Origin of the sequence: Anaerococcus marasmi, assembly GCF_900290195.1 — a bacterium.
In the GTDB taxonomy this organism is placed as follows: Bacteria; Bacillota; Clostridia; order Tissierellales; family Peptoniphilaceae; genus Anaerococcus; species Anaerococcus marasmi.
In genome coordinates this window covers 146,910-160,857 of the sequence record NZ_OLMF01000005.1, presented here as the reverse complement: position 1 = coordinate 160,857, position 13,948 = coordinate 146,910, and the positions used below count along the sequence as shown (strand labels likewise).

The following is a 13,948-nucleotide window of genomic DNA, read 5'->3' as shown; positions in this document are numbered from 1 at the left end:
AAATTTAAATTAAAGCTACTTCGTCTACTCTCTGAACCGCTAATTCTAGCGGTCTAATTTACTTCATCCAAGAGGTCTTTTCTGATAAAGCCGGTATTTCCTTCAAAGTTTAGTTTAATCCATACACCGTCTTCGGCATTTGTCTCTTCTAAGGCTTCGAATTCCCTTCCTCCTGGAACTGCTACAAGTACGTTATCTTCTTCCGTATTTGGATTAGATCTCATATTTGTAATATCACGTGTCTTGTATTTCTTTTTATTATTTGCTTCTTCTGCCTTCTTATCCTCGTTAGGATTATTTTGATTTTCTCCATTAGGATTCGCTTGATTTTCTCCCGCATTTTCATCTGGATTAGGATTGTTATCATCCTTTGGAGCATCTTTCGGTGTATTTTCAACCTTGTCAAAGACTGACTCAACCTTTACATTCTTAGCTTGGTAATCTTCTTCCTTTTTGTTACAAGAAGCAAGACTTAGGATTATAAGGGCAGAAGAGATTATATATTTTAATTTCATCTTCTTCTCCAAAAATTAAATATACTTTTCTTTTCTTTTTTCTTATTAACTTTAACCTTGTCGTATTCACTAGAGATAAACTGATCATTTATAATAAGAGAAGGATTTGTATAAGATAGCTCTTTGAACTTATCTTCCCCTATAATTTCAATAATCTCTTTTTTATAGCTAGTGATTTCAGGACTTCTCCACTCAGACTGGTGGGCATCAGTTCCTATAAGGTGGACCATATTTCTTTCAAGTAAGGTCTTGGTTATTTCTTTGTGTGACTTGATAGATGAATAGTTAATCTGAATTAGGGCTCCCTTTTTTATAAAGTCTAGAAGCCAATCTATATCTTTTTCTACATAGGGATATCTTTCTGCATGGGCAATGATTGGCACGTATCCTTCAAGTCCTAGAGAATAAAATAGTTCTTCCAAGAAATTCGGTTTATTTACAAAGGATAACTCACACAAAACATATCTAGAATCATTCAAAGTTAAAAGCTCGCCTGACTTTAACTTCTTCTCCATCCCAGCTTCTACCTGTATCTCATGGCCTGGGTGAATCTTAAAGCAAAGTCCCTTAGCCTCTATTGTTTTATTTAAAATCTCAACCTTTTCTCGGATCTCAGAGGGATCTACCATATATCTTGACCTATCGAAATGACTTGTAGCGATTATTTCGGAAAATCCTGCCTTCATATAAAGATCTACCATCTTCATACTTTCATCAAGACTCCTAGATCCATCATCAACTCCATAGATTATGTGGTTATGAATATCTATCATCTAATAATAGTTCCCGTATTTCTTTTCTTTCATTGGCATATGGGTAAGAACTGCTCCTAGGATGTGGGCATCTACCTTTTTTAGATTCTCAAGGGCTAAGGCTATATCTTCCCTCTTAGTATCAGAAGATTTGATAACAAAGATAACACCATCGCTTATAGTTGATACTAGTGATGCATCAGTAAATAGGCCCACTGGAGGTGTATCAATAAATACATAATCGTATTCTTTTGACAAATCCTCTACGAATTCCTTAAATGTATTTGATGCTAATATCTCTGCAGGATTTGGAGGAACAGGTCCTGTGAAGATCATATCGAGATTTGACTGTTCTCTATCTTTGTTAATAGCCCTTTGGATATTGACCTTGCCTGTAAGATAATTTGTAATGCCAACATTGTCGTTAATTCCTGCAATCTCTGAAATAGAAGGAGATCTTAGATCACAGTCTAGAAGTATAACCTTATCTCCATTATCAGCAAAGGACTTGGCAAGTTTATAGATAACTGTGGACTTTCCCTCGGCAGGCTTGGTAGAAGTGATAGATATTACCTTGTTTTTCTTATCCAAACTGCTAAATTGTATATTAGTTCTTACAGAACGAATCGCTTCGTCATACATGGAAGCACTATAATAATTGTTTCTACTCATATTAATTTCCTTGTTCACTATCTGGCACTATACCAATAACTGGTATATCGAAATATTCTGTAACTTCTTCGCTTGACTTGACAGATGAGTCTGCTATTTCCTTAAATAGAACAACGGCTATACCAAGTACAAAACCAAGAATAATACCAATTGCTGTATTTTTCTTGATATTTGGTGAAGAAGCTTCCTCTGGAAGGATTGCCCCATCGAGAATTTGGACATTGTCAACATTCATAATTTCACCAATAGAAGATTTAAAAATATTGGCCGTTTCATTTGCTATATCCATAGCTCTTTCTGGGATTGTATCTACAACTTTTACAGAAATAATTTGGGTATCTTTTACAGGTTCGATTGAAACTTTAGAAGAAAACTCTTCATAGTCCATATCGAGTCCTAGATTATTTATTACTCTTTCAGCAATTCCCTTTGACTTAACTATCTCTGAGTATGTAGATATTAGGGCCTTGTTGGCTTGAATTTGTCCTAGTTCTACGTTAGTTTGCGGATTGTTTGGATCGTTGTTTTGATTTGAATTGCTAACTATCATTGTTGTGTTTGAATCATACTTAGGAGTGATGACAAACTTAGATAGAAGAAAACTTGCCGCTCCTAATATAATAGAACATATAATAATCATAGGAAGATGCTTTACAATCTTCTTAGACAATTCAATCAAATCAATTTCTTGTTCATTCATTTAATTTCTCCTTGTTTATAATAAAATATAAAATCTTCATATTTATATCCATCTTATAGTTTATACTAAAATCCCTAAAATTTCAACATATATTTTACATTTTCCCTACAAATTTAGAAAAGAAAAAAGCTCGCTTAAATATTATATCCAAGCTCGCTCTAAATTTACAAAATCGCTCTAATCGCCTTTTGTGGTATGCCAATATCTTCTACTATGCACTTATCCTTGAAACGGTTCTTTTCATAGACGCCTTTTTTCATTATTTGCATAGAAACTATAAGATCACTATCTACGACTTCTCCCCAATTTCTTCCAGAATCTCCATCAAGACCTGAGGGAATATCGACAGAGATTGTATACTTCATAGTTCTATTTATAAGAGAAATCATGTAGGAATGCATGCCCCCTACGGTCCTGTTTAATCCTGTGCCAAAGATAGCATCAATTATAGTAGAGACTTCCTCTAAATTCTTTTCCATTATAGCAAGGTCTTCTATGCTTTTTGGCTCAAAGATTTTATCTGTAAGACGCTTACAAGAATCTAGATTTAGTTTAAAGTCTTGACTTTGTTTATTAAGATCTCCCACTATATAGATTTCTACATATCTTCCCATAGCTAGGAGGTTTCTTGCAATAGCAAGGCCATCTGCTCCGTTGTTTCCCACTCCTACTACAATAGCAAAGGAGGTCCTTTTTTCGAGATTAATATTTTTAATCACAGCAAGGGCTGCCCTCTCTACTAAGCATATAGAAGGAACCTTAAGTACATCTATGGCATATTGGTCAATTTTTTTCATAGTCTTACTATCTATAACAAGCATTTTTACCTCAATCTTAAATCTTCTCCAAATATTTCAAAAATCCTGCTATTATTGCCCATAATTCTCGAGAAAATCCTAGGCCCGTAAATCTCTTCTAGTCCTTCTTCATCTATATTGGATGAAAATATTATAGGCCTACCATCATTCATCCTCTCGTTAACCACATCAAAGAGATTGGACCTATCTGCTGGACGGGTAGACTCAGCTCCCAAGTCATCTATTATTAGAAGGTCACAATCGAATATCAACCTGTACTTTTCTTCTAGATTCTCTCTCCTATCCTCGAAGGCATAATGATAGTCGTTTAGGAATTTAAAGAGTTTGGTAGAAGTCATATAGACTACAGAAAAGTTCCTATCTAGGATCTCCTTGGCTATGGAATTGATTAGGAAGGTCTTTCCCCTGCCAACATCTCCGTAGATATAAATATTTCTAGTCTCGAAAGCGAAGTTATTTATATATTTTCTAACCTCTCTAATTATATATTCCATATTTTCGTAGGGGCTAACTCCATAGACCCTGTTAGTATTTTTAGAAAATAGGTTGATATTAAAAGACTGGAAGTTTTCCTCGGTGATTTGGCTTTTGATATTGGATTGGTCGTACTTTTGATCGATTATTAATTGTTTCCTACAAGAGCACATCTTAGTTCCAATAAAGCCTGTATCCTTACATTTGTCATGGAAATAACGCATATCCATATAGTCTAGGGGATAGCCATTTTCCTTTAGAATCCTCTTTTTTTCATTAGTTAGATGATCTATTTTATTTTCCAAATCCCTAGTATCGACCCCTTCAGTAATAAGAGAAAGAGTTGTAAAGCCAATTTCTTTTATCTGTTTATCTAAGCTTTTAATCTGTGGGAGTTTCTCATAGACTTCCCTAATTCTTTTTTGCTGATTTCTCTTATCACTCTTCCTTCTTTCTTCGAGTATGGCGCTAGCTTTTTGACTAGGAGTCATTATCCTCACCCCTTTGATTTATAATTCTATTGAATCTTTCTTCTTTTCTTCTTTGGATAAAGGATGAAATCTCGTCATTATCGCTCGCTTCTTTCCTAGCTGATGCTGGATTTCTCCTGTATTTACGAGGAGATCTCTTCCTTACAAGTTTATCTCTTTCCTCTTTCATCCTCAAATCATTTAGGCTTTTGATGTTTTGGTCACGCCAGGTTTTTACAAAACCAATTACATATTTAACATCGACATTACCAGAAGCTTTCGCTTGTCTAAAAGCTTCGGTTACAAGCTCAGGATCAGAATTATATTCTAGTAGTGCTTCTTGAATCCTTGTAATATCTGCAGGTGTTAGACTTCTTTCTATGATGGTTTCGATATTTGAAAACATAATTGACTTTCTTTGGGCAAGGTCGTAGGCGGCTTCTGTAGATTCATTATCCTCACTATCACCAAAATACATTTGTCTTAGGGAAACAATTTCTATAAAATCTGTCCCATTGTCGGCCCTCTTTTGCCTAAATACTCCCATATTAACCCAAAAATCGACAGCCTTATCGAATCTTTCATCAGAAAATCTAAGTTGCCTTTTAATCTTTGCACTATCTACCCTGCGGTAATTGTAGCAATCCTTATAAATCAAAAGGTAGACCTTAAGTTGGTCTCCATCAGCCATTTGTACATAGGTATTTAGAAACATATTCTCTAGAGGAGTAGTTCCCATATCTAGTTTTAAATCTTGCATCTTAAAGTCCATAATAGTCATCCTTTTTTATTTTCATTGTTAGTATTTTCGAATAAATCAGTCCTGATTTGTAAGTGAAATAGCGTGGGTCAAAGTCTATGTTTTGATTTTCAAAAACTTCTGTTAATTCACAATCATCTTTAAAGCCACACTTCTTGTAGGCCTTGTATGCTCTTTCATTAAATAAATTAACATCAAGACTTACTTCTTTTAATTTATAGTCTCTAAAAGCCTTATCTAAAAGTAAATCAATAGCTTCAGACCCGTAGCCCATCGATGTATAGGCACTGTCGAAGACTATACCAAGCTTAGCCTTTTTAGTGATTGGATTAATTTGTTTAAGACCAATAAAACCTATGAATCTATCGTCTTCATATCTTTTGACTGCAAAATACTTCTTCCTCGGTGTTGTGATAGACCCGTACCAGATTTTTATTTCAAAATCAGATAGAGAGGAATAGTTGTAGCCAACTAGCCTCGGATCTTTGAAGTCTGTCCACTCTTTAACCAAAAATGCTGTTTCGATATCAATCTTTTCAAGATATATTCTATTCATTTTTTTCTCTATTGGTGAAGTCTCTGAAGGTTGTACATGGCTTGTTGAAAAATAATTCGACTGTTCCAGTTGCACCGTTTCTGTGCTTGGCAAAAATAAGCTTTGCGACATTTGGATTATCTTCTTCGTCGTAATAATCTTCCCTATATAAGAGCATAACAACATCCGCATCTTGCTCGATTGCACCAGATTCTCTCAAATCTGATAGGATTGGCTTATGGTCTGCCCTCTTATCGGCCTCACGAGATAGCTGGGCAAGGGATAAAATAGGACAGTTGAGCTCTTTCGATAGAGACTTAAGTCCTCTAGAAATTGAGGCGATTTCATTTTGCCTGTTCTCTTGTCTACCGTCAGCCTGCATCAATTGTAGGTAGTCGATTACTACAAGATCTAGACCTGATTCAGCCTTTAATTTTTTAAGCTTACTTCTCATCTCAGATAGGGTGATTCCTGGAGTTTCGTCAACATATATGTCCTTACTGGTAATCTCTTTGGTGGCATGGATTAAAAGCTGCCAGTCCTCATCTCTTATGGAACCGCTTATAATATTTTCTAGATTTACCATAGATACCATAGACAAAAGCCTCTGATTAAGCTGGTAGGTACTCATCTCAAGAGAGAAAAAAGCAACAGACTTATCTGCTTTACAAGCATTCCATGCGATAGTAAGTCCTAGGGCAGTTTTACCCATAGCTGGACGGGCTGCAAGAAGGATAAGCTGAGATTTTTGAAGCCCTGATAGCTTGTTATCTACTGTCTCTAGACCTGTAGTTACTCCAGTAATCTCTCCGTCAGATAGGGTTAGTTCGTTTATCATCTGGAGGGTTTCGCTCATGGTTTCAGATAATCTAACTAGCCCCTGGTTGTGTGTGTCCTGGGATATTTCAAATATTTTGGCTTCTGCTTCTGATAAAATAGAGTCGATTTTGTCATCATGCCTGTAGCTTAGATCGATAATATCCTCACTTGCCCCTATTAGACTTCTTAGAATAGATTTTTCCTTGACTGATTTGGCATATGTATCGATATTTGGAGTATAAAATGAGGAGAGGGTAATCTCAGTGATAAACTCCTCCCCTCCAACTTCTTGTAATATATTTTCATTCTTTAACTGGGATATAAGAGAAATCTCATCTACCTTGATGTCTTTTTCAAACATCTTTAGGATGGATTTATATATCCTCTGAGTTCTAGAATCATAAAAGTCTACAGGTTTTATAATTTGATTTACACTATCGAAAGTCTCGTTTTTGGCAAGGATACTTCCGATTATAGCTTGTTCTGCTAAGAAGTCGTTTGGCAGGGGCCTTAGGCCCTCAGTCATTAAGCTTCCTCAGCTACTACATTAACTTTAAGATCAGCATTTACTCCTTCATAAAGTCTTGCATTAAGAACGAATTCTCCAAGACCTTCGATTTTTTCAACACCTTCGATTCTCTTTCTGTCGATCTCGATTCCTTCTTCTGCTAGGCTTTCAGCAATGTCTTTGTTTGTAACTGATCCGAATAGTTTGTCATCTTCTCCAACTCTAACCTTCTTTGTGATTGTTAAAGCTTCGATTTTTTCCTTAAGAGCTTCAGCTTCTTTTCTGTTTTCTGCTTCTTCAGCCCTTAGCTCTTCTCTCATTTTTTCAAGCTCAGCCATATTTTCTTTTGTTGCCTTTACAGCTTTTCCTTGAGGATCAAGGTAATTTCTAAAATATCCTGGCTTTACATCTACAAGGTCTCCCTTAACTCCAACTCTTACAATATTATCTGTTAGTATTACTTTCATTTTCTTCTTCCTCTCTTAAATATTCATTAATTGCTTTTCTTAACATGTCTTCAGCTTTTTCCATAGTCATATCTAGTTGGGTAGCAGCAGCTGTTAAGTGACCACCGCCTCCGATACGCTCTAGTATTAATTGTACCGATATATCGCCTAAGCTTCTACCTGAAATGTGAATTTTATTATTGGATATAGTAAGGACAAAGCTTGCCTTAACTCCCTTTATATTCAACAGATCATCAGCCGCTTGAGAAGCTATTAGTGTTGATCCATCGATATCTCTTTTGAAGTGGGCTATGGCTATGAAATCATTGACTATAAATGAATCTGCTATAACCTCTGACTTATATTTTACTATTTCAAAATCATCTTTAAACATTCTTTTGATATAAACAGAGTCGGCTCCCCATCTTTTAAGAACTGAGGCTGCCTCAAAGGTTCTAACACCAGTCTGGTAGACGAAGTTTTTGGTATCTACTGTTATACCAGCAAGGAGACTTTCCGCTATTGGAGTCCTTGCCTTAAAGTCTTCGTCTAGATATGACAAGATTTCTGTTACAAGCTCAGATGCGCTTGATGCGTAAGGCTCTATATAAGAAATAGTAGCATTTTCTATATAATCCTTGCCTCTTCTATGATGGTCGATAATGAATATATTATCGCTCTTTTCAAGAAGAGCTGGCGATTCAGTAGAATTCTTCCTATGGTTATCTGTTACTATTATAAGCGATTGGGGACTAATCTTTGCTAAAGCTTCACTTTCTGTTAGGATATTTCCCTTAAGTTCATCTAGCTCTGTAGTTACCCTATCGTACATATTCTCAATTGGTCTTGTTACTTCATTTAATACGATATAGACTTCTTTTCCCATATCAAAAGTCCCTTCATAGACTCCAAGAGATGAGCCGAAAGAATCCATATCGGGATTGTTGTGTCCCATTATGAAGATATCAGGTGATGATTGGATCATTCGCCTTAGGGCTTGGGATATTACCCTAGATCTAACCTTGCTAGTCTTTTCTATTGCTCTAGTCTTTCCACCAAAGTATTCGTAATTATCCTCAAGCTTTACAACAGCCTGGTCTCCTCCACGTGATAGGGCAATATCTACAGCCTCTCTAGAATCAGAGTAAATATCTGTTGGGTTTTTCCCCGCAATTCCTACCCCAATTGATAGGGTTGGTGGGAGGGTATTTCCCTTTTCAATATTTCTTACCTCGTCAAGGATTGAAAATTTAGTCTCATAGATATCCCTGTAATCTTGATACTCGCTTATAATCATGTATCTGTCATTTTCGTATTTACGGATTAAGCAATTGTACTTTTTAAAGTATTCATTGATAACTCTATCAATTTCTCCCAGAACCTGGGGTCTGTCGACAGATTCTGTAGAATTTCTGATATCTTCGTAGTTATCTATAAATACAGAATAAAATACTAGCCTCTTATCCTTAAAAAGCTGCTTAATAGACTCGTCGTAAGTATTATCAATCCCATAAAGGAAGGTCTGAGTCTTACCATTTTCTTCGTTAGTTATAGTCTGATAATAAAATTGCAATATCTTTCCACCTATACTGATGTTTCTAGGAAGAGTCATACCATCTTCTTTAAAGTCAACATCAGAAAAATCTGGAATAAACTTCTCTATATCACTTCCTACGATCGATTTTTTGTCAAACAAATCCCTAAAATAAGTATTATGCCACTTAATAGTCCTATCATCTTCTACTATGGCAATAGGAAAGGGCATCTCAAAAACTACATTTTTGGTGATTATATCAAAGGATACATTCATTTCATCTACATAGTTTTGAAAGTCATCTTTCTTCTTTCTGTTTATCTTTCTTAAAAAGAAAAAGAGGACAATAGTTAGGATAATCGCAATCGATCCAAGTATCTGATTGTAATAGAATATAACAAGGGAAGCTAGGACTGGTAGAGCCATTATAGCAATGACATTCTCCATACCCACATATACATCTTCTTTATTCATTTAAGCTCCTTTTCTTTCTTATATCTAGTATTATATCAATAAATCCTAAAATCACGAAAAAAATTAGCAAAAATTCCAATAAAATAATGATGAAAAACCACTGAAATCCTCTAGATACTGGAATAGATGATTTTGATATCATATAATCGTAGGCTGACAGGCCATTAAAGGCTATAACAACTAGGATAATTCCTGTAATATTAAGCTTAACATAGTTCATATCTAGCTTAAATAAAAGCGCTGATAGATAGGAAAGTCCTGCCAAAGCTACAAGGACTAATATATCCTTATACTCCAACCTAAGCTCGTTAGCTTTCTTAAGGTCATCTACTAAATCTAGCTTAATACTTACATAATTTCTAATAAGTTTTATGCCAACTAAAGAGTAGATAAAAGAAAAAAAAGCAAAAAAGCTTGGGTAAAGCCCTATACTTAGCTTAATATATTCTACCGGCAAGTCGTATTCTAGGCTTTCATCGATTATCCCCTTCATTTCATTTGCAAGATAATCAAGACTTAGACCCTCTTTTACTAAACCATAGCTAAATGATGCGACTAGGACTAGAGTTATAAGAATAAATACCGTTAGAATCTCACGCTTGTCGTTTTTTTGATATCTAATCGGTAGATAAAAGCATAAACTCATCAGAAATATCAAGCCTACTATTTGTATCAAATCTTTTATATCCATATACAAGAGCCCTAGGATAAAAGTCCCCACAAAAGTTAATAAAAAACCCTTGTATCCGTATTTAAAAATATAAATACTCAAAAGAATTGGCCCTGTAGCGAGCATTAATAATGATACATTTGATAAAAATATCAGTATACTTATCAAAGCCACCATAAAAATAGGCTCAATTACTTTTTTATAATTTTCATTAATATCCATAAATTTCCTTTCACTTAATAAATTAAGCTATAAGTATTTTACTCTATCTTTCTTTTTACTCAATCATAGAAGTTTGTATTGATAAATAAAAAGAGCCACGAAGGCTCTAATTATGCATAAGAATGTAGGGATGGAAGGAGAGTATTTACTCCAATGTAGGTGAAAATTACTGATATAAATCCTACAATTGAAAATATAGCTGCTCTTTTTCCACTCCATCCCCTAGATTTTCTAAGGTGAAGGTAGATTGCATATATGATCCAAGTAACGAGAGACCAAGTTTCCTTTGGATCCCAAGCCCAGTACCTACCCCAAGCGGATTCAGCCCAAATTGATCCTGTAATCATCACCAAAGTCAGAAATATAAAGCCAAAGACCGTTACCCTATAAGAAATAAGGTCCAAGACTTCCTTGCGAGGTAGATTCATAGCTGAAGATCCTCCCCCATTAACCCTATCTCTTAATAAATACATGGCTGATACACCACATGCTACCGCAAAGGCTCCGTAAGAAATAATGGCAAAGGAAACGTGCACTGCCAGCCACTTACTATCTAAAGCTGGCATTAGAGGCCTAACTGACTTATCTCTCATAGCCGCATAGCCTATTATCAAAAATAGGATAGGACTTACGAAAGTCCCCATGGCAAGAAGATTAAATTTCCTTTCGAATATCAAATAACAAAGCGCAATTCCCCAGGCGAAAGCTGTAGCAAACTCATATTGGTTTGATAGAGGAATTCTTCCTGCATTAATTCCCCTTACAACTAGGGCAAGGGTGTGGGATATAAAGGCTAGTAAAAATATATTCTTAGCAAGCTTCCCCAATTTCTCAATTTTATTTACAAAAAAAAGTATAAACAGAACCATGGATACCAAATATCCAAATAGTCCTATATAAAACAAGATATTTTCTAATTTTAATAAATCCATCATCTAAGCTCCATTTCTTCTAGTATTTTTTCTATTTTTCTTTCAAAAATCTTGTCGTTTTTTGCTTGATTTACATACAATCTCTTCCTATCATTTTCCTCTATTACAATCATCTCTTTAGGATTCATATAAAAGGCTAAAAATAAGCCAACAAGAAGGATTGCGCCACCGACAAGGGCAAAGAAAGTTCCAGGATCATCGGCAACTTGAAGGAGGGTAAACATCCTAGGATTTTCTAAAAGGAAAGTATACTCTTCCCATTCGATAGGATCTCCCACATGATTAAGTCCCATATCAACCCTTTCTCCATCATAAAAAAGTGCGTATAGGGCAACTGGATGTTTCAAGAAAGGAGATTTTGTCTTTGGTTTGGTTGGATTATCAGAATCGAAATCCGGATAGAAGTCTACTAATTGAAGGGCGATTTTCTTATCGTCTTCTACAAAAACCTCAGAATTATAGAGAATTTTCTCCTTATAGGACTTATTATCTTTAAATAAAAGTGCATCTACAGCCCAGCCAGTTGAGTTCTGATATACGCTAAATTTATCAAATCTTAGGGGATGGTTGACCATGGATGTACCCTCTTTTACGCTTTTTCCATCCTTATCAAGGATCGTCATCTCCGTTATATATTGCTCTACCGTAAAGTCTTCTCTAAATAATACATTATAATTATCGATTTTTATCTGATAGTCAGAATTCTCAAGCTTTAAGGTCTCTCCAGGGACTCCATAGACATATTCGTCAAATCCTAAATACCTACCGCAGCCAAAGGCGAGTATTATTATAATTATTGATAGGTGGGTAAGCCAGGAACCTAAATGACCAATCTTGTTGGAAAACTTATAGCGGATCTTCTTTCCATCTATTTCTTCTTCCTTAAATGATCCAAAGCCCAAATCCTTAAATAATTTCTCATCACTACTTCCACTCTTAATATCAATAAATTTATCCAAGTTCTTAATTATCTTACTAATATCGGGGTCTTTAAAGGATGCCCTTATTATCGGTCTTGCCCTATTAATTGAGCAAAAGAATAGGTTTACTAGTAAAAGTCCAGTAAGGGTTATATACCATTTAGAAAAGAATAAATTGTCAAAGTTAAAGGCCAGGATTATTTCAGCCATCAGCGGAGAATAGCCTTGTCTATAGAAAGTCGGATCATTTCCTTGAGGTATAACAGTTCCTATTAAGGAAGCCAGGGCTATTACGATCAAAAGAATAATTCCAAATTTCATAGTGTAAAAAGACTTAAATATTCTCTTTATTATATTATCATTTTTCATAAATCTCCCTTTAAAACAAAAGGACTCATAAGAAGTTTCCTTCCTGAGTCCTTATATTTTATTTGTACTTATCTAAAATTTCCATACCTTCATCTATCAGAGCTTCAGCTTCATCCAAGTTCTTGTGGGCACTTGTGGAATTATGGAATCCTTCTCCGTTTTCTACAAAGACAAAATCCCATTTAAACTGTGCTTTTCTGTGGATATCTTGAAGTTTTGCCTTATCTTCTTCAGATAAGTCGCCCTTTTCGATATGAAGGGCTAGTTCATCGATATATAATTTTAGTTTATCACTAACCTCATTTGTCCTATCATAGACTTCGCCTTGAACTTCTTCTACCCAAGCTATTAGCTCATCTGAAGTCTTTCCAGCGTGACAAGATAGGCAGGTATTTTCTAGAGTCTCTTTGTTTTTGAGTGGACTTGTCCAATGATGAGACTTAACCATCTTGCCATCTTCGCCTTCAACTTCTGGCATGTGACAGTCTATACAAGTAAGACCTGCTTGTTGGTGAATTGATCCGTGGAAGGTCTCAAACTCTGGGTGTTGAGCCTTAAGCACAGGTGCTTTGGTTTGAGGATGCTCCCAATCCTTAAATTCGGTCTCGTCATAATACTTTAACATATCGTCTGTTTCTAGACCGTATTTGGTTGGCATTATGACTTCTTTTGTTTCAGGATCTTGGTAGTATTCAACGTGACATTGGGCACAAGTTATGGTTTCAAGATCAGCATTATCTGGGATTTCTCCCTTCTCAATGGCCTTTTGAGTATGGCTTCTTGTAACTTGTAGACTTGGCACATCATTCATATGGCAATCATAGCAAGATATGGTTGACATATCTGGATTTTTTTCTACAAATTCATCAAAATCCATAGAATTTACATCCACTCCACCCTTTTCTAAGGCTACGACAAAATCAGCACTCTTACAAGATAAACAGCTTGCACCAGCTTTTGGCCTTTTGGTATTGAGTATATCTTCTAGAGCGTATGTATGGCCTCTCGCCCTATCGTATTGCTTGCTAAAGCCATAACCATCATAGAATTCTTTAAGGTTAGGATATTCTTCTAGATAGTCTACTTGGACAGAACCACCGAATTTAGTTTCACTCATATCGGCATTGGCCTGGTATGTAGCATAAACATCAGGATACTTTTCCTTCCAATCCTCAGCGCTTTTAATTTCACTGTCATTAGAACATGATGAAAGTAAAAATACAAATGTAATAGCAGATAGAAGGCTTAATATTTTCTTTTTCATAGGACCTCCTTTTCTTATTTTCTACTATCATTATATAATATATATAAATATTTGTAAACGATTTATCAAATTGTTTTTATACATTAGAAAACTC

Annotated in this window: 15 protein-coding genes; all 15 read right to left on the bottom strand. The window is 35.3% G+C overall.

The window, feature by feature from the left end:
* Positions 1-53: 53 nt before the first annotated feature.
* The 15 genes from C7D97_RS10375 to C7D97_RS10305 all read right to left on the bottom strand — a co-directional run bounded on the left by C7D97_RS10375 (position 54) and on the right by C7D97_RS10305 (position 13,854).
* On the bottom strand, positions 54-515 hold the full coding sequence (locus tag C7D97_RS10375) for an SH3 domain-containing protein (protein ID WP_105302005.1): 462 nt from the start codon (positions 513-515) through the stop codon (positions 54-56).
* Positions 512-1,288: a tyrosine-protein phosphatase gene (locus C7D97_RS10370; protein ID WP_105302004.1), complete on the bottom strand. Its 777-nt coding sequence runs from the start codon at positions 1,286-1,288 to the stop codon at positions 512-514. The genes C7D97_RS10375 and C7D97_RS10370 overlap by 4 nt, the downstream gene beginning before the upstream one ends.
* Positions 1,289-1,939: a CpsD/CapB family tyrosine-protein kinase gene (locus C7D97_RS10365; RefSeq protein ID WP_105302003.1), complete on the bottom strand. Its 651-nt coding sequence runs from the start codon at positions 1,937-1,939 to the stop codon at positions 1,289-1,291.
* Between the two features lies 1 nt (position 1,940).
* A complete protein-coding gene (locus C7D97_RS10360; RefSeq protein ID WP_105302002.1) occupies positions 1,941-2,639 on the bottom strand; it encodes a YveK family protein in 699 nt (232 codons plus the stop codon).
* A gap of 164 nt (positions 2,640-2,803) precedes the next feature.
* Complete coding sequence (locus tag C7D97_RS10355) at positions 2,804-3,460, bottom strand: NAD(P)H-hydrate epimerase (protein WP_105302001.1); 657 nt, start codon at positions 3,458-3,460, stop codon at positions 2,804-2,806.
* Positions 3,461-3,462: 2 nt separating this feature from the next.
* Positions 3,463-4,422 carry an ATP-binding protein gene (locus C7D97_RS10350; protein ID WP_105302000.1) on the bottom strand — a complete coding sequence of 320 codons (960 nt, stop codon included), beginning with the start codon at positions 4,420-4,422 and terminating at the stop codon, positions 3,463-3,465.
* Positions 4,412-5,173 carry a DnaD domain-containing protein gene (locus tag C7D97_RS10345; RefSeq protein ID WP_105301999.1) on the bottom strand — a complete coding sequence of 254 codons (762 nt, stop codon included), beginning with the start codon at positions 5,171-5,173 and terminating at the stop codon, positions 4,412-4,414. Before C7D97_RS10345 ends, C7D97_RS10350 begins: the two co-directional genes overlap by 11 nt.
* A complete protein-coding gene (locus tag C7D97_RS10340) occupies positions 5,163-5,717 on the bottom strand; it encodes a GNAT family N-acetyltransferase (RefSeq protein WP_105301998.1) in 555 nt (184 codons plus the stop codon). Before C7D97_RS10340 ends, C7D97_RS10345 begins: the two co-directional genes overlap by 11 nt.
* Entirely contained in the window at positions 5,710-7,041 is a 1,332-nt protein-coding gene (gene dnaB / locus C7D97_RS10335) for a replicative DNA helicase (RefSeq protein ID WP_105301997.1), read from the bottom strand. Before dnaB ends, C7D97_RS10340 begins: the two co-directional genes overlap by 8 nt.
* Complete coding sequence (rplI, locus tag C7D97_RS10330) at positions 7,041-7,490, bottom strand: 50S ribosomal protein L9 (RefSeq protein WP_105301996.1); 450 nt, start codon at positions 7,488-7,490, stop codon at positions 7,041-7,043. The genes dnaB and rplI overlap by 1 nt, the downstream gene beginning before the upstream one ends.
* Positions 7,468-9,477, bottom strand: a complete 2,010-nt coding sequence (locus tag C7D97_RS10325; RefSeq protein ID WP_105301995.1) for a DHH family phosphoesterase — start codon at positions 9,475-9,477, stop codon at positions 7,468-7,470. Before C7D97_RS10325 ends, rplI begins: the two co-directional genes overlap by 23 nt.
* Complete coding sequence (locus tag C7D97_RS10320; protein WP_105301994.1) at positions 9,470-10,369, bottom strand: YybS family protein; 900 nt, start codon at positions 10,367-10,369, stop codon at positions 9,470-9,472. The genes C7D97_RS10325 and C7D97_RS10320 overlap by 8 nt, the downstream gene beginning before the upstream one ends.
* Positions 10,370-10,479: 110 nt before the next feature.
* On the bottom strand, positions 10,480-11,304 hold the full coding sequence (gene ccsB, locus C7D97_RS10315) for a c-type cytochrome biogenesis protein CcsB (protein WP_240308921.1): 825 nt from the start codon (positions 11,302-11,304) through the stop codon (positions 10,480-10,482).
* Positions 11,301-12,590 carry a cytochrome c biogenesis protein ResB gene (gene resB / locus C7D97_RS10310; RefSeq protein ID WP_105301993.1) on the bottom strand — a complete coding sequence of 430 codons (1,290 nt, stop codon included), beginning with the start codon at positions 12,588-12,590 and terminating at the stop codon, positions 11,301-11,303. The genes ccsB and resB overlap by 4 nt, the downstream gene beginning before the upstream one ends.
* Before the next feature lie 58 nt (positions 12,591-12,648).
* Positions 12,649-13,854: an ammonia-forming cytochrome c nitrite reductase subunit c552 gene (locus tag C7D97_RS10305; RefSeq protein ID WP_105301992.1), complete on the bottom strand. Its 1,206-nt coding sequence runs from the start codon at positions 13,852-13,854 to the stop codon at positions 12,649-12,651.
* Between the last annotated feature and the right edge of the window lie 94 nt (positions 13,855-13,948).